The following is a 23,878-nucleotide window of genomic DNA, read 5'->3' on the forward strand; positions in this document are numbered from 1 at the left end:
CCGAGACTTGCGAACCGAATCATCATAGCGCCGGGCACCGGCGCATCGTCACACTCGCCCGGTCACGAATCCTCGTCGTCCTCATCGTCCTCCGAGACGCACCTGATGGCGTCGTCAGGCTGGTACGTCCACGTGTCAGAGGTCTCCTCGACGAGCTCGTCATCGAGCAGCACGCGTCGGGTGTTGGTGATCGTGAAGCCCGGCTGGCCGGGGCCCTTGGCCTCGCAGCTGGCCGCCTTGACCTCCTTCACGCCGGGCTGCGTGATGTTGGTCTTGGGGCTGGCGGAGGTCTCGACCGTGAAGTGCGGCGTGGACCAGATGTCGACGTGCAGCCGCCCGTTGTCGATGTAGCTGTTCACGATCGCGGAGTGCGGCGTGCTGTTGGCGAAGACCACGTTGATGACGCCGGTGTAGATGGTGGACTCGCGGCCGGCCGGATAGCGGGTGAACCACACCGAGTGAGGCCGGTGGTCGATCAGCTCGTACCCGGCGAAGTAGGCCGCGTTGTAGACGGTGGTCGCCATCTGCGACAGCCCTCCGCCCATGCCGTTGGTGAGAATGCCGTTGACGATCACGTGCGCCTCGGCATAGCCCTCCTCGCGCGTGATCGGCGACAGCACCTCGGTGAGATCGAACTGGTCGCCGGGCTGGAGGATGGTGCCCTCGACGTCCGCGGCGGCGGTGCGCAGGTTCTGCGTGCGCACCGGCTCGGCGGTGAGCGGCGTGTCGAAGGACGCGACGATCTCCGTGAAGTCATCGATGCCCAGGTCCTCCGCGCTGATCTCGGGGTCGGCGGCGGTGTAGGGCAGCTCGGCCGAGCGGGTGGGGCTGGCGGCGGCGGCCTCCACCGTGTCCCCCAGCGCGGCCCCATCGATGGTGATGCCGGGCGTGCCAGGGTCCGTGACGATCTCGTGGTTCTCGTCGAAGGACACGGTCGCGTTCTCGCCATCCGTCTTGAGCGCCGGGTTGTCGGCGACCATCTGCGTGGCGAGGGCCTCGCCATCGATCTCCAGCTCGAGCCCGCTGGGCCCGGCCGCGACCGTGGCGTGCGCCGCGATGGTCTCCACATCGATGGTCGCCTCCGCGTCCTCGCCAGTGAGCGTGATGGGTCCCGCGAGCACCTGGGCGCTGAGCGTGTCGGCGAAGGCCTGTGCGTCCTCGTCGGTGATGGCAGGCTCCTGCAGCTGGGCCACCAGCACCACGGTCTGCGCATCGGGCCACGCGGCGGCGATGAGCTCCGCCGAGGACTCCTCGTCGACCGTGATCGACGGGCGTCCCGGGACCACCTCGATGGACTGGCCGTCGAGCGCGACGGTCGCATCCGTGGCAGGGCCGTTCACGACCGTGGCGGCCTCGGCGACCGCGGCGTCGAGCTCGGGCTCGTCGAGAGCGGTCACGGGCTCGATCGATCCGCCGCCCGTGAGATGCATCCACAGGCGCTGCGGCATCACCGTGAAGCCGGTGACCTGCGCGACGGTGGCCTCGGAGTCGATGCTGAGGCCTGCGGCCTGCGCCGTCGTGATGTAGCTCTGGTTGCCGGCCTCGAGCACGAGGTCGGCGGTCGACGCCTCCTCGGCGCGACCTTCGACCGCACCGGTCGCCTCCGCGGTGCTCATGCCGCCGATGGCGACGCCCATGGTCTGCGTGTCGCGGGGCACGGTTCCTGACAGCAGCGCCTGCGCACCCACGTAGAGGATGGCGAGCGCGACGATCACGAGCGGAACGACCGCCAGGGCGCGGCGTCGCTTGCGGGGTGGTGCGCCTCCGTGCGCCGTCGCGTCCTCGACGTCCGAGTCGTGGGCAGGCTCGTCTGCGACAGCGGCCGATGCGGTCGTCACCGGCGCCGGCGCCGGCTCGGGAGCGCTCGGGGCGGGAGTGCTGGGCTGGGGAGGCGTCTGGGCCACGGGCGCCATCACCTGCGTGTCGCCCGCCTCGACGGGATCGAGCACGCGGGTCTCCTCCGAGGGCGCCTTGGGCTCCGGCTCGGGCCCGGCCGTGACGGCCGCCGCGGACGCGCCCGCTATGCCTGCGCCTGCACCGAGGGCGGCTGCGACATCGCCGTCGTCGTGGGACGGCTCCGTCTCCGCCTCGTCCGCGGTCCCTGGGCTCGGCTCGTGGACGGGCTCCTCAGCCGTGCTCGCAGCCATCACCTCGGGCACATACGCGGGCCGCTCATCGCGCGCCCACTCGGGGAGCGCATCGGCCGCGTCCTCAGGCTCGGTGGACGCCGCCTCGGGCTCGGTGGACGCCGCCTCGGGCGGCGTCTCGGTGAGCCAGTCGGGTGTCCGCAGCTCGCTCGTGGGCACCCGCTCGACGTGAGGCTCGGGTGCTGCGGGCGCCGACGTGGGCGGAGCATCGGCCGTACCCAGGGGCGCCGCAGCGTGGGCGCCCTTTCCGCGCTGCGCACGCTTGCGCAGGGATCGGTGCGCCGCGGAGTGTCTGCGGCGCGCGATCTCCTGCTCGGCCTCGCGGCGTGCGGCGTCCTTACCTCGAGCCATGTCCCCCCACCAGCACCTTCGTCGGAACCACGGACGCGGCAACGATCATGAGCGTGCCTCCCACGAGCCAGCCGATGCCGAGCGCGTCCTGCGCGATCAGCACGGACCCTCCGGGTCCGTTCATCGACCACACGAACGTGGCGAGCACCCAGGCACCGCCCAGGACTCCGATGCCGGCGAAGCCCAGCCAGGCGCGCGCGAAGAAGGCCGCGAGTCCCACCATGAGGATCGAGCCGACGAGTCCGTACGGCACGTAGCCGCGATGAGCGACGGCGCCCACGCTCGCGGTGATGATCCCGCCCAGCGCGAGCACGAGGTAGCCCAATGAGTCCTTCATGCGTCCCAGGATAGGCGGTGGGGCGGACACGATCGTCCGCCCCACCGTCGACAAGCAAGAGCCCGGCCGATGCGCGCATCGGCCGGGCTCGGGCAGTCACGCTGCCGCGTGGTCGCCGCTAGGCGTCGCGGCGCTTGGCGCGCGCCGTCGCACGGCCGCGCTCGGTGGCGTCCAGGATGACCTTGCGGATGCGGATGTCGTGGGGAGTGACCTCGACGCACTCATCCTCGCGCGCGAACTCGAGGGACTCCTCGAGGGTCAGCGTGCGGGGCGGCGTCAGGCGCTCGAGCTCGTCACCGGTGGCGGACCGGATGTTGTTGAGCTTCTTCTCCTTGGTGATGTTGATGTCCATGTCCTCGCCACGCGAGTTCTCGCCCACGACCATGCCCTCGTAGGTCTCCTGCGTGGGCTTGACGAAGAACGTGCCGCGGTCCTGCAGGGTCAGGAGCGCGTTGGTGGTGACCGCGCCGGAGCGGTCCGCGACCAGCGAGCCGTTGGTGCGGTACTCGATCGAGCCCGCCCACGGCGCGTAGCCGTGAGAGATCGACGAGGCGATGCCGGTGCCGCGCGTGTCCGTCAGGAAGGTGCTGCGGAAGCCGATGAGGCCGCGCGCCGGCACGATGAACTCCATGCGGACCCAGCCGGTGCCGTGGTTGGCCATCGACTCCATGCGGCCACGACGGCTGGCCATGAGCTGCGTGACGGCGCCCAGGTGCTCCTCGGGCACGTCGATGGTCATGTGCTCCATGGGCTCGTGGAGCTTGCCGTCGATCTGCTTGGTGACCACCTGGGGCTTGCCCACGGTGAGCTCGAAGCCCTCGCGGCGCATCTGCTCCACGAGGATGGCGAGCGCCAGCTCGCCGCGGCCCTGCACCTCCCAGGCGTCGGGGCGGTCGGTGGGCAGGACGCGCAGCGACACGTTGCCGATGAGCTCCTTGTCGAGGCGGTCCTTGACCTGACGGGCGGTGACCTTGGCTCCCTTGACGCGGCCGGCCAGCGGCGACGTGTTGATGCCGATGGTCATCGAGATGGCCGGGTCGTCGACCGTGATGCGCGGCAGCGGGCGAGGGTCGTTGATGTCGGTGAGGGTCTCGCCGATGGTGATGTCCTCGATGCCGGCGACGGCGACGATGTCGCCCTGCTTCGCGGACTCGGCGGGGACGCGGTCCAGGCCCTTGGTCTCGAGCAGCTCGGTGATCTTGACGGTCGTGATCGAGCCGTCGGCACGCGCCCAGGCGACCTGCTGACCCTTGCGCAGCGTGCCGTTGAACACGCGCAGCAGCGCGAGGCGGCCCAGGAACGGGCTGGCGTCCAGGTTCGTGACGTGCGCCTGCAGCGGGGCGTCGTCGTCGTACTCCGGTCCGGGGATGCGCTCCATGATGGTCTGGAACAGCGGCTCGAGGTTCTCGTTGTCGGGCAGAGAGCCGTCCGCGGGCTGCTCGAGCGACGCCCGACCGGCCTTCGCGGAGGCGTAGACCACGGGCACCTCGAGGAGGGCGTCGATGTCGAGATCCGGGACCTCGTCGTGGAGGTCCGCGGCCAGGCCGAGCAGCAGGTCGTGCGTCTCCTCGACCACGGCGCTGATGCGCGAGTCGGGGCGGTCCACCTTGTTGACGACGATGATCACGGGCAGCTTGGCCGCGAGCGCCTTGCGCAGCACGAACCGGGTCTGGGGCAGCGGGCCCTCGGACGCGTCCACGAGCAGCACGACGCCGTCGACCATGGACAGTCCGCGCTCGACCTCGCCGCCGAAGTCGGCGTGGCCCGGGGTGTCGATCACGTTGATGGTCACGCCGCCCTCGACCGCCGCGGCGCCGGTGTAGCGGATCGCGGTGTTCTTCGCGAGGATCGTGATGCCCTTCTCGCGCTCGAGGTCTCCGGAGTCCATCGCGCGGTCCTCGATGTGGGCGTGGTCGCCGTAGGCGCCGCCCTGGACGAGCATGCCGTCCACGAGGGTGGTCTTTCCGTGGTCGACGTGGGCGACGATCGCGACATTGCGCAGGTCGGAGCGCACAGGCATGGCAGGGACTCGTTTCGTAAGGGTTGGGGGTGGGCGCGCCACTGCGCGCCAACGCACCATCCTACCCGTGTTGCCAGGATTTGACCTGCGCCGGTGCCTTCACGCCCGTGAGAGCATTCACGCATGCAGACGTATCGCAGCCGCTCGTCCCAGATCTGGGGCTGGATCGCCATCGGTCTCGGAGCGGCCATCGCCCTTGCCTCCCTGACCGTTGCCGACCTCGCGCGCCCGAGCGTGGGCCTGGGACTGGGGGTGGCGCTGGCTGCCAGCGGAGTCGCCATCTATCTGAGGCCCTCGATCGGCATCGGCGCCGATGCCGTGGAGCTGCGCAACGTGGTCACCACGGTGACGGTCCCGTTCACACGGCTGGACAGCATCGAGACGCGGTGGTCGCTCGAGCTCGTGGGCGACGACGGCAAGCGAGCGGGCGCGATGGGTGCGCCCACGAAGACGAGCCGGCAGCGCCACGCGGAGAAGTCCGCGGGCGAGGTGCCGGAGACCGTCGAGGTGGTCAAGGGCGCATGGGATGCGTGGCGGCGCGGGGGCGGCACGTCATCCGCTGTCGACGGTCCCTCGTTCACGACGCGGCCGGACCCCGTCGGCATCGCGTGGGTGATCGTCGCGGTCGCCGGCGCGGTCGTAGGCCTCTTCCTCTAGCAGGCAGGGCCGCACCGGCGGCCGCAAAGGTCAGTTCCTGCGGCGCCGTGCCACCACCAGGAACAGTGCTCCGAGGCCCGCGAGCGCGGCAGCGAGCGGCACCAGCGCGCCCGCGTCGGTGCCAGTGAGAGCCAGGCTTCCGCCGTTGCCGTCGGTCTCGCTCTCGGCGTCGCCGCCGCCAGCCGATCCCGTGGCTGAGGCGTTCGCGCACGCGCTCGTCGTCGGCGGATAGGACACCGTCGTGACGGCTTCCGGGTTCACCTGGAACAGCACATCCGTGTCCTCACGGGTCCACGCGAAGTTGCCGTCGGTCTCGACGTACGTGCCGTCCGAGAGGCGCTCCCAGCCCGGCCATTGGAGGGGATCGCCGTCCGACGCTCCGGGCCACAGCATCCGGCCCTGCAGCGGCAGGTCCGAGACCACGTAGTCGTCGCCCTCAGGGTTCACGAATGTCACCGTCAGCGGGTTGGTGCCCTGCTCGGGGAAGCCGTCCGGCAGCGCGACGTTCCACGAAAGGTACGGGATCTCTGCAACGCACTGCGCGACGACGGACGTCAGCACCAGGGGCGGGTCCTCCCCCACCTCGATCACGAGCAGGGCGGTCGCGGTCTGTCCTGCGGCGTCGATGATCGTGTACTCGACCGAGACTTCTCCCGAGAAGCCCGGGCGCGGCGTGAACACCAGGGAGCCGTCCGTGTCCAGCACGAGGGTCCCGTACTGCGCATCCATCGGAGCGTGGCCCACCACACGGATGCCGGTGCCGCCGTCATTGCCAAGCAGGCCCTCGCCAGCGCCGATGCGCAGGGGGGTGCCGCCGGGAGTCGCCACGCGGTTGTCGGTGGCTCTCGGGAGAACTGTCACCGTGACGGTCGCCGTCGACTCCTGACCCTCAGCGTCCTCGACCGTGTACGTGAAGGTGGCGGTGCCGGAGAACGTCAGCGGGGCTGTGTAGATCAGGTGCCCCTCTGCCGTCACGCTGACCACACCGTCGTCCGGATCCGTGACGGATACCACGCTCAGGCCAGTCCCCGCGTCGTTGTCACGCACGCGGATGGTCACGTCACCGCCGGCGACAGCCGTCGCAGCGTCGTCAACGGCCACAGGCCGCACCACAACGGTGACGGTGGCAGCGACCTCCTGGCCGTCGGCGTCCCTTGCGGTATAGGTGAACGTGTCCGTGCCGGAGAAGCCCGCCGCGGGCGTGTACGCGATCGTGTCATCGCTGTTCACGACCGCCGCGCCATGGGCCGGCTCGGTCACCGACGCCACCGTCAGATCCGTGCCCACGTCGTTGGCGAGCACCTCGATGTCCACGGAGGTGTCAGCCGTCGTGAAGCTGGCGTCGTCGGCAGCCGTCGGAGTCACCCTGACGGCCACCGCAGCCGAGACCTGCTGGCCAGCGGCGTCCTCGACCGTGTAGGTGAAGGAATCGATCCCTGAGTAGCCCGGATTGGGCGTGTACTCCACCGAGCCGTCAGCCGTGATCGTGACCACGCCGTCGGCAGGCTGCGTCACCGCCACCACCTCGAGCGCGGAGCCGTGGTCGTTGTCGAGGACGTCGATGTCGACGGCGACGTCGACCTGCGTCGAGGCCGCGTCGGAGGCAGCCAACGGCGTCACCGCGACGGTCACCGTCGCGGTGACCTCCTGGCCCTCGGCGTCCTGGACGGTGTACGTGAAGGAGTCCGCGCCGGAGAAGTCCGTGTCCGGCGTGTACGTCACGGTGCCGTCACTGTTGATGGTGACCTCGCCGTCGGCCGGGTCCGACACGTCCACCACCGCAAGCGTGGTGCCCAGGTCGTTGTCCACCACATCGATGTCGACCGCAGTGTTCACCGCCGTAGATGCCGCATCATTGGCCGCCACGGGTGTGACCGTCACGGTCACCGTCGCCGAAACCTCCTGGCCCTTGTCGTCGCGGACCGTGTACGTGAACGTGTCCGTGCCCGAGAAGCCCGCGTCAGGCGTATACGTCACCGTGCCATCGCCGTTGACCGTGGCCGCGCCGTTGGCCGCATCCGACACCGACACCACGTCCAGCAGGGTTCCCGCATCGTTGCCGTCGACAACGATGTCCACCGCCGTGCCCGCCGGGGTGGTCGCCGCGTCGTCCGCAGCCGTCGGCGCCACACTGACGACGACCACTGCCGAGACCTGCTGTCCGTCAGCGTCCTCGGCGGTGTAGGTGAAGGTGTCGGTGCCGGAGAAGCCCGCGTCCGGTGCGTACTCCACGGTGCCGTCACCGTTGATCGTGACCACGCCATCAGCAGGCTGCGTCACCGACACCACGTCCAACGCTGTGCCGCGATCGTTGTCGAGCACGTCGATGTCGACCGGGACGTCGACCTGCGTCGATGCCGCATCGGAGGCCGCAGCTGGGGTGACCGTGACCGTGACCGTGGCGGTGGTCCGCTGGCCCGCGGCGTCCTCGACCGCGTAGATGAAGGTGTCGATGCCGGAGAAGTCCGTGTCCGCCGTGTACGTCAGGGTGCCGTCGACGTTGAGCGTGACCTCGCCGTTGGCCGGGTCCGACACGTCGACAACCGCAAGCGTGGTGCCCAGGTCGTTGTCCACCACATCGATGTCGACCGCGGTGTTCACCGCCGTGGAGGCCGCGTCGTCCGTGGCCACCGGCGTCACCGTGACGGTGACCGTTGCCGTGGCCTCCTGGCCATCCGCGTCCTCGACCGTGTACGTGAACGTGTCCGTGCCGGAGAAACCGGCGTCGGGCGTGTAGGTCACGGTGCCGTCGCCGTTGTCCGTCACCGATCCGTCAGTGGGGTCCGACACGTCCACGACCGTGAGCGTGGTGCCTGCGTCGTTGCCCTCGACATCGATGTCCACCGCGGTGCCTGCCAGCGTGCTGGCCGCGTCGTCGGCCGCCACCGGAGTCACGGTGACGGTCACCGTCGCGGTGGCCTGCTGGCCGTCGGCGTCCTCCACCGTGTACGTGAACACGTCGATGCCCGAGTAGCCCGGGTTGGGCTCGTACTCCACGGTGCCGTCACCGTTGATCGTGACCACGCCGTCGGCGGGCTGCGTCACCGACACCACGTCCAGCGAGGTGCCGACGTCGCCCCCACGCGCGTCGATGTCGACGGGGGTGTCCACACTGGTGGACGCTGCGTCGTCCGCTGCCGTGGGGGTGACGGTGATCGTCAGGGTCGCAGTCGCCTCGAAGCCGGAGGAGTCGCGGGCCGTGTACTGCGAGCTCACCACGCCGGACGTGCCGGTGGCCGGCACGAAGACGTAGGAACCGTCCGCCGCGATGGTCAGCGATCCCTCGGCAGAGTCGATAGCGCCGAACCCGATCACCTCGAGGTCGCTGCCGACGTCGTTGGCGAGCACGCCCGCCGCGTCATCGACCGTCAGGGTCGTGTTGGCCGGAGTGGTGCCGGCGTCGTCGACCGCGCCCGCAGCGACGACGATCGTGAGCGTGGCAGTGGTCTCCTGGCCCGAGCCATCGCGCGCGACGTACGTCGACTCGACCACACCGGAGAAGCCGCTCGCCGGCGTGAACGTGTAGCTGCCGTCACCGTTGATCGCCAGCGAGCCGGATGCAGCATCGACCGCGGAGAAGCTCACCACGGTGAGGTCGGAGCCGGCATCGTTCGACAGGACGCCGGCCGCGGCGTCACGGCTGACCGCCGTGTCCACATCGGTCGCGTCGACATCGTCGAGGGCCGTGGGGGTGACCGTGACGGTCACGGTCGCGGTGACCTGCTGGCCCTCCGCGTCCTCGACCGTATAGGTGAAGGTGTCGGTGCCGGAGAAATCCGTGTCCGGCGTGTAGAGCACCGTGTCGTCCACGTTGATGACGGCCGTGCCGTCAGACGGCTCGGTGATCGAGACGAGCTCCAGTGCGGAGCCATCATCGTTGGCCAGCACCGTCACCGAGACGGCGGTGTTCGCGGTGGTGGTCTCGGCGTCGTCGACCGCGATCGGGGAGACAGTGACGGTGACCGTGGCCGTGGCCTGCTGGCCCTCGGCGTCCTCGACCGTATAGGTGAAGGTGTCGGTGCCGGAGAAATCCGTGTCCGGCGTGTACGTCACGGTGCCGTCGCCATTGACCGCCGCGGAGCCGTTGCTCGGGTCCGTGGCGCCGATCACGGCAAGCGTGGCGCCGGAGTCGTTGGCGATCACGTCGATGCCCACCGCAGTGTTGACCGGCGTCGACGCCGCATCGTCGGCAGCCACCGGAGTCACCGTGACCGTCACCGTAGCCGTCGCCTGCTGGCCCTCGTCGTCGCGGACCGTGTACGTGAACGTGTCCGTCCCGGAGAAGCCTGCGTCGGGCACATACTCCACGGTGCCGTCAGCGTTGATCGTGACCGCGCCAACGGTCGGCTGCGTCACCGACACCACGTCCAGCGACGTGCCTGCATCGTTCGCACGCACGTCGACGTCCACCGCCGTGCCTGCCGGCGTGGTCGCCGCATCGTCGGTGACCACAGGCGTGACCGTGATCGTGACCGTCGCGACGGACTCCTGCCCCTCGGCGTCCACGAGCGTGTAGGTGAAGGTGTCGGTTCCTGAGAAGCTGCCGCTGGGCGTGTACAGGACAGTGTCGTCGAGATCGATGACCGCGGCGCCGTTGGACGGCTGGGTGATCGACAGGACGGCCGCGACGTCGCCAAGGTCATTGGCGAGGACGTCCACCACGACAGCGGTGTCCGCGGTGGTGGTCTCGGCGTCGTCGACCGCCAGCGGCGTGACCGTGACGGTGACCGTGGCCGTGGTCTGCTGGCCCTCGGCGTCCTCGACTGTGTAGGTGAAGGTGTCGGTGCCGGAGAAGTCCGTGTCCGGCGTATACGTCACGGTGCCGTCGACGTTGACCGTGACCTCACCCCTGGCCGGGTCGGACGCGTCCACGACCGCGAGCGTGGTGCCCAGGTCGTTGTCCACGACGTCGATGTCGACCGCGGTGTTGACCGGCGTCGACGCCGCATCGCCCGTGGCCACCGGCGTCACCGTCACCGTGACGGTCGCCGTGGCCTCCTGGCCATCCGCGGCCTCGACCGTGTACGTGAACGTGTCCGTGCCGGAGAAGCCCGCGTGAGGCGCGTACTCCACTGTGCCGTCACCGTTGATCGTGACCACGCCATCGGTCGGCTGCGTCACCGACATCACGTCCAGCGAGCTGCCCGCATCGTTGGCCTCGGCATCGATGACCACTGCCGTGCCGGCGGCGGTGGTCGCCGCGTCGTCGACCGCCAGCGGCGTCACCGTGATCGTGACCGTGGCCGTGGCCTGCTGGCCCTCCGCGTCCTGGGCCGTGTAGGTGAACGTGTCCGTGCCAGAGAAGCCATCGGCCGGCGTATACAGAACGGTGTCGTCGAGGTCGATCACCGCAGCACCGTTCGTCGGCTGCGTGATCGACAGCACGTCGAGCGTGGCACCGACGTCGTTGCCCAGCACAGAGACCGCTACAGCGGAGTTCGCGGTGGTGGTCTCGGCGTCGTCGACCGCCAGCGGCGTCACCGTGACAGCGACCGTGGCTGTGGCCTCCTGACCATCCTCGTCCTCGACGGTGTACGTGAACGTGTCCGTTCCGGAGAAGTTGGCGTCCGGCGTGTAGGTCACAGTGCCGTCGCCGTTGATGGCGACCTCGCCATTGGCCGGGTCGGACACGTTCACGACGGCAAGGGTGCTTCCCGTGTCGTTGTCCACCACATCGAGGTCGACGGCTGTGTTGACCGCGGTGGAAGCCGCGTCATCGGCAGCGATCGGCGTGACCGTGATCGTCAGGGTCGCCGTCGCCTGCTGGTCCTCGTCGTCCTGGACCGTGTAGTCGGAGACCACGATGCCGGAGAAGCCGGAGGCGGGCGCGAAGTCGTACGAGCCGTCCGCGGCTATGGACAGCGTGCCCTCCACGGGATCGATGCTGTCGAAGGCCACGACGGTCAGCGAGGAGCCAGCGTCGTTGGCGCGCACGCCGGCGAGCGCATCGCGGGTGATGGCGACGCCCGCGACGGTCGTGTCCGCGTCGTCCACCGCCACCGGCGTCACGGTCACCGTGACGGTCGCGGTGCGCTGCTGGCCGTCATCGTCTTCGACCACGTAGTCGAACGTCACGGTGCCGGAGAAGTCTTCCTCCGGCGTGAACAGGAAGGTGCCATCGCCGTTGTCGACCACCATCCCGCTCGTGGGATCGGTGACGCCGACGATCTCGAGTCCCGTGCCGCTGTCATTGGCCACGGCGTCGATGGTGACTGGCGTGTTCGCGGGCGTGGTCTCCGCGTCGTCTGCCGCGATGGGTCCCACGGCGACGGTGACCGTCGCGGTCACCTCCTGGCCCGAGTCGTCGCGAGCGGTGTACGTGAAGGTGTCGATGCCGGAGAAGTCCGTGTCCGGTGTGTACGTCACGGTGCCGTCGCCATTGACCGCAACGGAGCCGCTGCTCGGGTCCGTAGTGCCGATCACGGCAAGCGTGGCGCCGGAGTCATTGGAGATCACGTCGATGCCCACGGCGGTGTTGAACGGCGTCGACGCTGAGTCGTCGGCCGCTGCGGGGACCACGGTGATGGTCAGGGTCGCCGACCCGCTCGCGCCGCTCGTGCTCGCGACGGTGTAGTCCGCGGTCACGATGCCGGAGTAGTTCGTGGCAGGCACGAACGTGTACGAGCCGTCGATGTCGACCGTGAGGACGCCGATGCCTGCGTCAACGGCGTCCGCGGAGGTGACCGTCAGGCCCGCGCCCGAGTCGTTGGCCAGCACGCCGGTCGCCGCATCGCGCGTCACCGTGACGTTCACGGGAGTGGTGGCAGCGTCGTCGACGGCCACGAGGTCTGCGTAGACCGTCGCGCTGTCCTCGACGGGTTCGATGGACGAGCCACCCGCCTGTGCCGTGGCAGTGGCGGTGTTGGTCACGAATCCGGCGCTGAGATCGTCGGAGTCCACCGCGTAGGTCGCCGTGCACGTGCCGGAGGCGCCCGGCGCGAGCGACGCCCACGAGCAGCCGGACACCGTGGCCGTCGGATCGGACACGGCCACGGTCGTCAGGGTGACGTTTCCGCTGTTGGTGACCTCGAGCGAGAACGTCAGGGTCTGGCCGCCGGCGACCTCTCCGCCGGTGTGAGTCTTCTCAAGCTCGAGCACCGGCGTCGCGGGATACTCGAGGGTCACCGCGTAGTCCTCGACCTCACCCTCGAGGGTCATGCCCGTGGGCTCGAGGGCGACACTCGTGGGCGCTGTGCGCAGACGCAGGAAGCTTGCGACGGTGGTGGTTGCCGGCAGCGTCGTGGGGACGGCGAAGTCCAGGGAGACGGCACCGCCGCCGGTGGGGCACGCGACCGTCGACGACTTGTCCTCGGGATCGAAGGTGCCGTCGCCGTGCCAGTCGATCCAGCCGGCCACATGCGCGGGGGAGCCGGCGGTGGCCTGGCACTGGACGTTCGAGAGCGTGTACGTGGTGCCCGGGGTCGCGCTGAGCGTGCCCGGAGCAGCGACCGCGTCGTCGTTGGCGTCGCCAGCTGCGGTGGCACTGTGCAGAGAGGCCTGCTCGAAGGTCACAGCGGAGCCCAAGCGCCGGTCCGGCTGCACCCGCTGGGCGAGAGCGAAGCTGCCGAACATCTCGGTGCCGGTCCCCGAGGTGTAGTTGGGGACCGTGCCGCCGCTGAACTTCGCGGTGGCGAGGGCGCCCGCCACGCCGTAGCCTGCGGGGGCGTCGCCAAAGTCGAAGGGCAGCACGACGCCGAAGGCGACCGCCTCGTAGCCGCGCCCGCGAATGGTCACGTCGGTGGCGGACATCGCTCCGTCCGCGAGCGCGACCACGGTGGGGTTGGGTCGCAGCGCGGCAGTGCTGCCCTCGCACGTGTCGTTGGCGGCGCCGCGCAGCTCGAGGCGAGTCCCGCCTCCGGCTGCCGTCTGTCGCGCATAGGTCTGCTGAGTGCAGCTCGCGCCCCGGATGCGCTCGAGCACTCGCCAGGTACTGCCTGCCGGCGCCGTGGCGCCGATGTACTCCTGGACGGTGCCGCTGCCAGCGGCTCCCGTCACCGCGGACTCGGCCTGAGCCATCACCAGACTCGTGCCGGGCACGGGGACGCGCTGCGTGGCGCTCACCACCCATTCCACAGCACAGTCGATGTCGAACTCGATGGTGTTGCCGTCGTGGATGTTGAGGATGCCCGCGGCGGCGCCTGCGGGCAGCGTATAGAGGTTGTCGAAGCCGTCTCCCTGCCAGGTGCCGCTGCGCCACGCGGAGATCAGTGCGCTCGCGTCCTTGCCCGACTGGTTGGTGCCACCCAAGCGCACCAGGTTGGAGATCACACACCTGGTCTCGAACGTCTGTCCACCGGCGACGAAGGTCTCGACACGCGAGATGGTGCCGGCCGTGGGAACCAACGACGTACCGTGCGCGCCCCAAGACACCCACTCCACCGCGGGAAAGCTCGCGGCACCTCCGCTGGACTGCACTGCAGCCGCCGGTGTGGCACTCAGCACAGACCCTGGAACCATGACGGTCACGGCAAGCATCGTCAGCGTGATCAGGGAGGCATAGCGTGCCGCGGCGGCGCTGTGCGCGCGCGCGAAAATAGACGTTCTCAAGTGTGACCCCTCAGCCATCGTTGGCACGAGGTCCCGAAGTGCCCGGGACGTGCCGCAGAACCACAGACTAGGGCATGACGCCACCACACATGACGTTCGTCACGTCCGCGTGGCGAACGCCACTCGGACGGCGGGGCAGTCTGCACCGTTCGTACGAGAACGCCCCCTTTTTCACCGTCTCGCTCGCCCCCAGGAGGGTTGCTGTCCGCGATACGCGAACGGCTGATGGGAATGCCCTGGAATGGGCGCTCAGGTCTCTCAGGCGCCGATAGGCATGGACTGTTTGCGCCGTCAGGATGGTTGACAGGGGTGCGGGAGCCGCCTGGCGCCCGTGAACCGAGTTCGAAGGAGGCACGCTATGCCTACTGCTCAGAGCACCATCGACGTGAACGTTCCCCTCAGCACCGCGTACAACCAGTGGACCCAGCTGGAGACCTTCCCCCACTTCATGAGTGGCGTCGAGTCGGTCACGCAGCTCGAGGATTCCCGCACCCACTGGGTGACGAACATCGGCGGCGTGCAGCGCGAGTTCGACGCCCACATCACGGACCAGGTGCCGGACCAGCACATGGAGTGGCACAGCGTGGGCGAGCTCGACCAGGGCGGCCGCGTCTCCTTCGAGTCGCTGGACCCGCAGACCACTCGCGTGAGCCTCACGGTCGACTGGGACCCGCAGGGCTTCGCGGAGAAGGCCGGTGCGGCGGTGGGCGTCGACGACGCTCTCGTGCGTGGCGACCTCGAGCGCTTCAAGAGCTTCATCGAGGAGCGCGGCGTCGAGGACGGCGCGTGGCGCGGCGAGATCCGTGACGCAGGCACCTCGACCACGGGTGATGAGCCGATCGATCCTCAGATCTGACGCTCTCCCGCACGTAGCGACGGCGGATCCGCGAGGCGGATCCGCCGTTCGTGCGCCCGGCCGCGCTCGTGACCGGCGGCCGATGCGCTGGAGGGGTGGTGCGCATCGGCCGCCGGCGGGTGCCCGCCGGGCCGCATGGGTGTCGCGGCCAGCGGGACAGGAATGGCTCGGTCCCGTCAGAGAGGGACCGGCGCGGGCGGGTCGCTGACGGCGGGCGGCTCTGCGAGGGAAGCGACGACGCTCTCCGCAGGACGCTCCCCCAGCTTCACGACCACCACGCCCGCGACCACGAGCAGTGCTCCGCCCACCTGGACTGCGAGCGGGACCTGGCCCAGCAGCACCCATGCGAACAGGGTCGCCATCATCACCTCGGTGAGTGCCACGAAGGACGCGAGCCGCGCGCCCAGGCGGCGCGTCGCGGCGATGCCAGTGACGTATGCCGCAGCGGCCGTCACGACGCCGAGCACCAGCGCCACGGCCCACCATGGAGCGGCGAACGGCACGAATTGGACGGTGTCGGTGGACCAGGCGATGGGCAGCACTCCAGCGGCTGCCGCGAGGCCGAGCACCACCAGCGCCACCAGCAGGCCGCCCGCCGCGAGCGTGAGACCAGGCAGGCCATTGGACTCGTCGCCGCCGATCACGAAGTACACGGAGGCACCCACCATGGCAGCGAGCGCCCACAGCACGCCCACGAGGTTGATGCCGGCACCGCCTCCCAGCACATCGAGCAGCAGCACCAGGCCCGCAGCGGCGATGAAGGCGCCGGCGACGGTCAGGCGCGTGGGCCGGTTGCCGTGGCGCAGCCACATCCACAGCACCACGGCGACGGGGGCGGTGTACTCGATCAACAGGGCGACGGACACGTCGAGGTAGCCCACGGCGATGAAGTAGCACAGCTGGGCGCCAGCCACGGCGAAGACGCCGTAGGCGACGATCACGCCGACACCACGTCGCAGCAGGTGCCAGCGGCCGCGCAGCGCGAGGGCTCCCGGTACGGCCAGCACGGCCGCGGCGATGGCGACGCGCGCGATGGTCGCGGCTCCGGCAGTCCATCCGGCGTCGAGCAGACCGCGCGCAAGCGCTCCGGACATGCCGAAGGAGGCTGCGGACACCATCGCGAAGATCAGTCCGGAGGTGAGGCGGCTGGTGGCCGGGGTGCGCGTGCGCAGCCCGCCCCGCGCGTCGTCATGAGTCAAAACTGCCATGGCTCATGACAGTAGCGGGCGCCTGGTAATGTGTCAACATGGCTTTCGCACATGACACGACGGAGGCGCTGGAGGCGGCCGCGTTTCTCGCGAACTCGGAGCTCGAGCCGGACACGATGACGGACTTCGACCACCTCGAGGCCTTCTTCGACGACTTCCACTACTCGGGCTCCCACCCCGTGCCGCAGGACCTCGAGCAGGTCCGTGCGATCCGTGCACGCGTGCGCGCGCTGTTCAAGGCCTCGCGGGATCAGGCCGTGCCGCTCGTCAACGCGATCCTCGCGCAGCAGCAGGCCCTCCCCCAGGTGGTGCGCCACGACGGGGTCGACTGGCACATCCACGCCACCAGCGACGACCGCCCGCTCGCGGAGCGCATCCTCGTGGAGACGGCGATGGCCCTGATCGACGTGATCCGCGCGGACGAGTTCCAGCGCTTCGGGGACTGCGAGATGGATGACTGCGACGGCGTGGTCGTGGACCTGTCCCGCAACCGGTCGCGCAAGTACTGCTCCGTGACCTGCACCAACCGCGCCGCCCAGGCCGCGTACCGCGCCCGCCAGGCCGAGGAGGCACCGTGACCGAGATCCTGCACGTCGCCTTCCGATCGCAGTGGTTCGGATCCGACGGCGCCGATGCCGTCGCTGCAGCTCCCTATCCGGTGTCTGGACGCGGCCTGACCGTCGCGGACGAGGGCTACGTCCACTGCGCCACGCGCGCACAGCTGGCCGGGGTGCTCGAACGGCACTATGCCGACGTGGATCCCGCCGAGCTCACCGTGCTCGTCCTCGACACCGCCCTCATCGAGGCGGACGGCGTGGAGGTCCGGTTCGAGGACACGCACGGCGCTGGAGAGGACTTCCCGCACGTCTACGCGGAGTTGCGACCGTCCTGGGTGACCCGCACGGAACCCGTGCCCGCCACCTGAGCCAGCCCGCGCATCGGCCTCCTGCCAGCACTAACGTAGGACCGGAGGTGCTGTGATGAGCTCAGGCTGGACCGCGGCCGAGAAGGCCGCGATGAAGGAGCGCGCGGACGAGCTGCGCGCGGAGAAGGGCGGCAAGAAGAGGGCCGATGCGCTGGCAGACCTCATGGCCAAGGTCGCCGAGATGCCGGATGGCGAACGCACCATGGCGGAAAGGCTCCACACCCTCGTGACGGAGGCCGCGCCGGAGCTCGAGCCGCGCACGTGGTACGGCATGCCAGCGTGGTCGAAGGGCGGCACGGTACTGTGCTTCTTCCAGGCGGCGAGCAAGTTCGAGTCGCGCTACTCGACGTTCGGCTTCCAGGACGTCGCGGAGCTCGACGACGGTGCGATGTGGCCGGCGTCCTTCGCGCTGGTCTCGCTGGGACCCGACGAGGAGAAGGCGATCACGGGCCTGGTGAAGCGCGCGGTCGGTGACGGCTAGCCTGGCCGGATGGTCCTGACCCTCAGCATCGTCCTGCTCATCAACGCCCTGTTCGCCATCGCCGTGTGGCCGCGCTTCCTCAAGCGCATCGGAGCCGACGAGCGGTCCACGGATGCAGCGGGGTCACGCACCCGCTTCTATCGCGTGCACGCGGTGCTGATCACGGCCGCCCTCGCGCTCGCCGGGGTCTCGCTCATCGCGGGCATCGCGGGCCTGGCGTCGCTGGCGTAGCGCTAGGTTCGAGGATCCGCTACATCCACTTCTTGGCCTTGAACACCCGGTACAGCACCACGGAGAATCCCACCATCAGCAGCAGTGCCATGGGGTAGCCGAAGGCCCAGTCGAGCTCCGGCATGTTCTGGAAGTTCATCCCGTACACCGCTGCGATGAGCGTGGGTGCGAACAGGATCGCGGCCCAGCCGGAGATCTTCTTCATGTCCTCGTTCTGACGCTGGGCCACGAGCGTCGAGTTCACCCCGAGGATCTGAGTGAGGGACTCGCGGTACTCCGCGGTCTGAGCGCCGATGCGGTCGAGGTGGTCAGCGACGTCCTGCAGGTACGTCTGGAGCTCCTCGGCCACCTCATGCTTGGTGAAGCCTCCGCGCAGGCCACGCAGGACCTCGACCAGCCACGTGGTCGCGTGCTGGAGGTCGATGACCTCCTGGCTGAGCCTGTAGATGCGCTCGGCCACCGCGGGATCCGCGCTGAACACCTGCCTCTCGATCTGATCCCTGTCGATTCCCACCTCGCGCAGCACCGGCGCATACCCGTCGACGATGGCGTCGAGCAGTCGGTAGGCCACCGCCTCGGGGCCGAGCGTCAGGAGCTCGTCGTCGAGCAGGGCATTGATGGCTCGATCGCCCGCAGTGTCCTCGGGGTCCACGAGGGCCTGTGCTGGCGTGCCGTCGAACCACACCTCGTCCTGGCACAGGATGGCCACAGCGCCCGGGCGTGCCAGGACGTGGAACTCGGCAAAGTCCACCTCCTCGCGCGCATCGTCGTAGTGCGCGGAGCGGACCACGATGAACAGCACGTCGCCATAGCGCTCGAGCTTGGGCCGCTGCCCAGCGTGCAGGAGATCCTCCACGAGGACCGGGTGCAGATCCCAGGCCTCGGCGAGCTCGTGGACGGCTGTCGCGGGCGCGGTCGGGTACAGCAGGAAAGCCATCCGATCGGGGCCGGTCCCGGCGAGCTCCAGAGCCTGGTGCGGCGTGGTCCCGACAGGAGCGCAGTCGGTGTCTCCATGGTCGACCACGCGGACCAGGCATGTGCCGCCCTGCGTGAGGTCCGGCTCGTCTGGACCCCCCTGGTGAGCGGTGGTCCGCCCTCGCCTCATCGCCACGTGATGCTCCTTCGGTCGTATGTCAGCGTATCCACGCCAACGCGCAGGGCCGCGCGTGTAGTCCGAGCGGGCACCCGCCGCGAGGCCCGCATGTGAGCCTCACGCGGCCTCTTCGCTGAGCGCCTGAGCGAGCCAGGCACTGCGTCGCGTGATTAACCGTTCCATGTAGCGGGTGAGCACCAACGCCTCGACCGCACGACCCAGCAGCCCTAGAGGAGCAGCGAAGTCCACGTGATCGACCATCAGCGTGCCTTCGGGGACCATCTCGAACCGGTGCTCGTGTCGCCACCTCTGGAAGGGCCCCGCCACCTGTTCATCGACAAAGCGATGGGGCGGCTGATGCTCCGTGATGCGAGACGTCATCGTGAACCACACGCCGAAGTGCCGGGCGCGCCAGGTGACGGACTCACCCTCGGCCAGCTGCCCGGTCGTGACGCCTGCGACGGCACGCTCACCCGAATGCGCAAGCGAGGCCGCGTGCGCATCTACCGAGAGGCTGAGCGCGAACGCACGTGCCACTGGCGCGGCGACGGCAGTGGTGACGGTGAAGGACGGCACGAGCAAGATCCTAGGCGTGGACCCGCGGACACCGTGCCGACTCCTCCGGCACCCGACGCCGTCGAGGCTTGCAGGCAAGGCCGCTGCGCACACCCGGTGCACGTACGATGCTGGGCGTGCCAGCCCTCCCTTCCGAGGCATCGCCCTGATGCCTCCCCGCTCCCCGCTGCCTCAGCGCCAGGGACTCGACGCGGCGTGGATACGAACGCCTCGCGTGGAGCCGGGCGCAGCATCCCCGTGGCAGACGATGCGCGACTTCCTTCATGAGCGCCTGCCAGCTCGCGCTGGAGTGGAGGCGATGCTGGACGCAGGCGAGTTCGTCGACCAGAACGGCCAGTCCTGGACCGGCGACGAGCCGTACCGCGCGCACGCGTTCGTGTGGTTCCACCGCCCGCTTGTTCCCGAGACGCCCGTGCCCTTCCCGATCGAGGTGCTCGAGGCCAACGACCGCTTCGTCGTCGTCGACAAACCGCACTTCATGGCAACGACCCCACGCGGAGCCCACGTCCAGGAGACCGCGCTGGTCAAACTGCGCGTCTCGTTGGACGCTCCAGACCTGGCGCCCGCGCATCGGCTTGACCGCCTGACTGCCGGCATCCTGCTGTTCACCACCCGGCGCGAGTTCCGCGGCGCCTACTCTGCTCTGTTCCAGGACCGACGGGCGACCAAGACGTACGAGGCTCTGGCGCCGTACGATCCGGCGCTGCCGCTCCCCCGACGGCTCGTGGGCCGGATCGAGAAGCGTCGCGGGTCCCTCCAGGCCGAGCTGGTGCCGGGCGAGCCGAACGCCGAGACGCTCGTCGAGGTCGTCGAGGTCAGGGGCGCGTGGGCGCGCTACCGGCTCACGCCGCTCACGGGCAAGACGCATCAGCTGCGCCTGCAGATGGCCGATGCGGGCCTGCCGATCGTGGGCGACCCGCTGTACCCGACGGTCCTGGAGGCACACGAAGAGGACTTCGCGCGGCCGCTGCAGCTGATCGCACGTCGGCTGGAGTTCACCGACCCGGTCGACGGGACGCCTCGCATCTACACGAGCCGGCGGGAACTCGCGTGGCCGCGCGTCTGCTGACGAGCGCGTCAGGCGCCAGAGAGGGCGGACGCAGCGGCGACACGCGCCCGCGCGCGGCGCAGCGAGCGCACTCCCGGCGCCACCAGTGCGAGGACGGCCAGCGCGCTCGCGGCGACCAAGGGCCACGCCCACGGTGAGTGGTCGCCGCCGCTGATGCCGTGCGTGTCCGCCAGCGCCATCCCCGGTGCGATGGACGCTCATCAACAGACGATGCGCCCGAGCGACACGAGGGTCTGCCCCACGATCGTGGGCAGCCAGGGTGAGAGCGGACGAATGGCCGCGATGAGGCCCGGCGTCTTTCCGGGCCTGTCAGTGGGAGCCATGTCGCCACCCTGGCCACCGCAATGCCACGCAGCGACCGTGAGGCCGCGTGTGGTCTTTCCTGAGCCTGACGCAGCAGGCATGGGGTGCACCGTCCCAGCTCGAGGCTCTAGCCTTGCTGATAACCGGGAGCCAACCGCCGCACCGCAACTCGGTGCGGAGTCGTGGAGCGTGACTGATGGCGCATCGCACTAGGCAGTCACCACGCCTGGTCGGGCGCGAGCGTGAGCTCGGCGCCCTGGGCGACTTCCTTGCGAAGCTCTCGGCTGGCGGCGCGGCCCTGCTGCTCACGGGCGAGCCAGGTGTCGGCAAGTCGACGCTGCTGCAGTCCACCGCAGAGATGGCTGCTAGAGATGGCATCCGAGTGATCTCCGGCGGCGGAGTGGAGTACGAGAGCGATGTGAGCTTCGCAGGATTGCACCAGCTCGTCGGCCCGCTCGATGACGAGCTCCAGCAGCTTCCACGATCGTCACGGGAGGCACTCCAGGTGGCCTTGGGCATCGGCTCCGGACCACCCCCTGATCGCCTGGCGGTGCTCGGCGCGGCGCTCATGCTCTTTCGCCAGGCCGCCACACGCGCTCCCCTGCTGGTGATGATCGACGACATGCATTGGCTGGATCGAGCCACCGCATCGGCGGCTGGATTCATGGGCCGCCGGCTCTCCGGGAGTCGTCTGGGGCTGCTCGGGGCGACTCGACCTGGCGTTGACGGGTTCTTCGAGCGCACCGGGTGGTCAGAGCTCGACGTCCCCGCTCTCGAGGAGGGCGATGCGATGGACCTGCTGTCGCATCACTTCGCCCATCTTCCGAGGCGCGTGCTCCGCGACGTGGCTCACGACGCTCAGGGAAACCCGCTGGCTCTGCTGGAGTTCGGGGCGGCCGTCGAGAGCCACCGCGACGGGGTGGACGCGTATGCACGACAGACCGCAGGCACCAGTCGCGAGGTGCGCAGACTCTTCGAGTCCAGAGTCACCGCTCTGCCTCAGCAGACACGTCGCCTGCTGCTGCTCGCGGCGCTCGACGGGTCAGGACGACTTGCGGTCCTGAGTGCGGCCAGGGATGCAGGCGGAGTCGAGGACCTTGGTCCGGCCGAGCGTGACCATCTCGTTTTGGTCGACGACCGCGCCGGCGAGATGAGGTTCCGGCACCCCATGATCACGTCGGTGATTGTTGAGCAGTCGACCCACGACGAGCGCCAAGACGCGCACCGACGGCTGGCCAAGATCTTCGCCGACCAGCCTGAGCGGAGAGGCCACCACGTCGCTCTGGCCGCAGAGGGTCCCGATGAGACAATCGCCGCCATCGTGGAGCAAGGCGCCCAGCACACTCTTCAGCGTGGCGACGTCGTGGGGGCCGTCAGCCGCCTGATGCGGGCAGCTGATCTCAGTCCTCTCCAGGGCGATCGCAGCCGACGCCTCGCGCACGCGGCATTCATCGGCGCCTTCGCCGCCGGCGAGCTCGAGGGTTCAACTCGCCTGCTACGCGATGCCAAGCGGGCAGAAGCGACACTCGGCGAGACGCTCGAGGCGGCGGTCGCCTCCGCGTACACGCTGCTGAACAGCGACGGCGACGCAGGGCTGGCCCACCGGCTCCTCACGGTTGCCATCGATTCCGCGCTGGTCGCGGACGAGCAGGATACGGATGCGCTCTCCCGGGCTTTGTACACGCTCGTCGTGATGTGCCACTACGCCGGTCGAGAGGACTACTGGGAGGGCTACGACGCCCTCGTCACCCGTATGGGTGCGGTGGCGCCAGCGGATGTCGTACTCCTCACCGAGACGTTCGCCGCCCCGGTCACCGCATCACCCTCCACGCTCGCCGCGTTGGACCGTCAGCTCACACAGCTCCGTGAGACGTTGGACGTCGAACTCATCATCCACACCGCGACCGCCAGCTTCTACACGGACAGGCTCAGCGCCTGCCGCGCGGCGCTCGACCGCGTGGCACACGAAGGCCGAGATCTGGGCGCGGCAGCCTCGGCGCTGATGGCGCTGATCATGATCGCCTTCGACGACCTCGGTGCCGGCCGATGGGACGCTGCCGAAAGAGCCACCGAGGACGCGGGAGCGTTGGCAGAGTCACTCGGGTACAAGCTGTACGACTCGAGTCGCGCCTACGCAGCAGCTCTCATCGCCGCACGCAGAGGGAATCGCGAGACGTGCCGAGCGCACTGCGAGCCCATGCTCACGTGGGCGGCGCCCCGTCAGCTCGGGCGCCTCGACGACTTCGCGCACCACGCCCTCGGGGAGGCAGCACTCGGCGCTGGTGACTTCGAAGAGGCATATGGCCACGCCACCGCCATCGCAAGCCCCGGCCGCTTGCACACCCACGACCCTCAGGCGCTGTGGTCCGCGCTCGACTTGGTGGAAGCCGCGGTGCACACCGGACGGGTCGAGGAGGCTCAGGCACATGCGGAGGCGATCCGGGCTTCCGACGCAGCTCGACTGTCACCGCGGTTGGCGTTGGTCGTTGCTGCGGCACTCGCAATGGTCGCGCCGGACGACGAGGCTTCCGATGAGTTCGACATCGCGCTCGCTCTCCCAGGGCTTGACGATTGGCCCTTCGAGGTCGCACGAGTGCGGTTGGCCTATGGGGAACGATTGCGAAGGCTACGTCGCACCCGTGCCGCGAGGGTCCAGCTCGAGTCATCCCGCGATGCCTTCGACATGCTCGGCGCACGGTCGTGGTCCCTCCGCGCGTCGACGGAGCTCGAAGCAACAGGTGCCACACGCCGAGCTCGGGGCCCCGGTGGCACCGCGTCGCTGTCACCTCAAGAGCTGGAGGTCGCGCAACTCGCCGCCAGCGGCCTGAGCAACCGGGACATCGCCGCCCGGCTCTTCCTCTCGCCCCGCACGGTATCGGCCCACCTGTACCGGGTGTTCCCCAAGCTCGGAATCACCTCCCGAGCCGCACTCCGCGATGCTTTGAACGACCGCGCGAGCAACGCCCGTCGCTGACCCAGCCGCCTCGCCGTCGCGGAGGCGCCTGCACCGCCGGATTGCAGTCATCTGACTGATGCTGCGCGCGCCCGGATCGCTGCCGCCTGTGACCGCTTGCGAC

The 23,878-nt window shown here is 69.5% G+C and carries 16 protein-coding genes; 8 read left to right on the plus strand and 8 right to left on the minus strand.

The window, feature by feature from the left end; all coding sequences use genetic code 11:
• Positions 1–62 precede the first annotated feature (62 nt).
• From Dac01nite_RS12150 to typA, 3 genes are all read right to left on the minus strand, one after another.
• Entirely contained in the window at positions 63–2,498 is a 2,436-nt protein-coding gene (locus tag Dac01nite_RS12150; RefSeq protein WP_203653024.1) for a VanW family protein, read from the minus strand.
• Positions 2,485–2,835, minus strand: a complete 351-nt coding sequence (locus Dac01nite_RS01590; protein WP_203653025.1) for a hypothetical protein — start codon at positions 2,833–2,835, stop codon at positions 2,485–2,487. Before Dac01nite_RS01590 ends, Dac01nite_RS12150 begins: the two co-directional genes overlap by 14 nt.
• 118 nt (positions 2,836–2,953) lie before the next feature.
• The gene (typA, locus tag Dac01nite_RS01595) at positions 2,954–4,855 is read right to left on the minus strand and encodes a translational GTPase TypA (RefSeq protein ID WP_203653026.1); all 1,902 of its coding nucleotides are present in this window, start codon (positions 4,853–4,855) and stop codon (positions 2,954–2,956) included.
• Positions 4,856–4,978: 123 nt separating this feature from the next.
• On the opposite strand from typA, the gene Dac01nite_RS01600 reads away from it, so the two are divergent.
• Entirely contained in the window at positions 4,979–5,512 is a 534-nt protein-coding gene (locus tag Dac01nite_RS01600; protein ID WP_203653027.1) for a hypothetical protein, read from the plus strand.
• 30 nt (positions 5,513–5,542) lie between these two features.
• On the opposite strand, the gene Dac01nite_RS01605 is transcribed toward Dac01nite_RS01600, so the two are convergent.
• Entirely contained in the window at positions 5,543–13,891 is an 8,349-nt protein-coding gene (locus tag Dac01nite_RS01605; RefSeq protein WP_203653028.1) for a CshA/CshB family fibrillar adhesin-related protein, read from the minus strand.
• Between the two features lie 526 nt (positions 13,892–14,417).
• On the opposite strand from Dac01nite_RS01605, the gene Dac01nite_RS01610 reads away from it, so the two are divergent.
• On the plus strand, positions 14,418–14,915 hold the full coding sequence (locus Dac01nite_RS01610; protein WP_203653029.1) for an SRPBCC family protein: 498 nt from the start codon (positions 14,418–14,420) through the stop codon (positions 14,913–14,915).
• Positions 14,916–15,091: 176 nt separating this feature from the next.
• Here Dac01nite_RS01610 and Dac01nite_RS01615 read toward each other — a convergent pair whose 3' ends face one another.
• Positions 15,092–16,123, minus strand: a complete 1,032-nt coding sequence (locus Dac01nite_RS01615; protein WP_203653030.1) for an EamA family transporter — start codon at positions 16,121–16,123, stop codon at positions 15,092–15,094.
• A gap of 38 nt (positions 16,124–16,161) precedes the next feature.
• Between Dac01nite_RS01615 and Dac01nite_RS01620 the strand changes: the two genes are divergently transcribed.
• Genes Dac01nite_RS01620 through Dac01nite_RS01635 form a run of 4 tightly spaced genes read left to right on the plus strand, consistent with a single transcriptional unit; the run spans position 16,162 to position 17,760 of the window.
• On the plus strand, positions 16,162–16,701 hold the full coding sequence (locus Dac01nite_RS01620) for a CGNR zinc finger domain-containing protein (protein WP_203653031.1): 540 nt from the start codon (positions 16,162–16,164) through the stop codon (positions 16,699–16,701).
• On the plus strand, positions 16,698–17,048 hold the full coding sequence (locus Dac01nite_RS01625) for a DUF952 domain-containing protein (RefSeq protein ID WP_203653032.1): 351 nt from the start codon (positions 16,698–16,700) through the stop codon (positions 17,046–17,048). Before Dac01nite_RS01620 ends, Dac01nite_RS01625 begins: the two co-directional genes overlap by 4 nt.
• Positions 17,049–17,103: 55 nt before the next feature.
• A complete protein-coding gene (locus Dac01nite_RS01630) occupies positions 17,104–17,529 on the plus strand; it encodes an iron chaperone (RefSeq protein WP_203653033.1) in 426 nt (141 codons plus the stop codon).
• 9 nt (positions 17,530–17,538) lie between these two features.
• On the plus strand, positions 17,539–17,760 hold the full coding sequence (locus tag Dac01nite_RS01635; protein ID WP_203653034.1) for an SCO4848 family membrane protein: 222 nt from the start codon (positions 17,539–17,541) through the stop codon (positions 17,758–17,760).
• Between the two features lie 19 nt (positions 17,761–17,779).
• Here the strand turns inward: Dac01nite_RS01635 and Dac01nite_RS01640 are convergent, their stop codons facing one another.
• Entirely contained in the window at positions 17,780–18,865 is a 1,086-nt protein-coding gene (locus Dac01nite_RS01640) for a magnesium and cobalt transport protein CorA (protein ID WP_203653731.1), read from the minus strand.
• Positions 18,866–18,970: 105 nt separating this feature from the next.
• On the minus strand, positions 18,971–19,429 hold the full coding sequence (locus Dac01nite_RS01645) for an SRPBCC family protein (protein ID WP_239066451.1): 459 nt from the start codon (positions 19,427–19,429) through the stop codon (positions 18,971–18,973).
• Positions 19,430–19,577: 148 nt separating this feature from the next.
• Between Dac01nite_RS01645 and Dac01nite_RS01650 the strand changes: the two genes are divergently transcribed.
• On the plus strand, positions 19,578–20,498 hold the full coding sequence (locus Dac01nite_RS01650) for a pseudouridine synthase (RefSeq protein ID WP_203653036.1): 921 nt from the start codon (positions 19,578–19,580) through the stop codon (positions 20,496–20,498).
• 200 nt (positions 20,499–20,698) lie between these two features.
• Here Dac01nite_RS01650 and Dac01nite_RS12155 read toward each other — a convergent pair whose 3' ends face one another.
• Entirely contained in the window at positions 20,699–20,821 is a 123-nt protein-coding gene (locus Dac01nite_RS12155) for a hypothetical protein (protein WP_275404501.1), read from the minus strand.
• A 176-nt stretch (positions 20,822–20,997) separates the two neighbouring features.
• On the opposite strand from Dac01nite_RS12155, the gene Dac01nite_RS01655 reads away from it, so the two are divergent.
• Positions 20,998–23,775: an AAA family ATPase gene (locus Dac01nite_RS01655; RefSeq protein ID WP_203653037.1), complete on the plus strand. Its 2,778-nt coding sequence runs from the start codon at positions 20,998–21,000 to the stop codon at positions 23,773–23,775.
• Positions 23,776–23,878: the final 103 nt, after the last annotated feature.

It is taken from the genome of Demequina activiva (assembly GCF_016862815.1).
Classification (GTDB): Bacteria; Actinomycetota; Actinomycetes; order Actinomycetales; family Demequinaceae; genus Demequina; species Demequina activiva.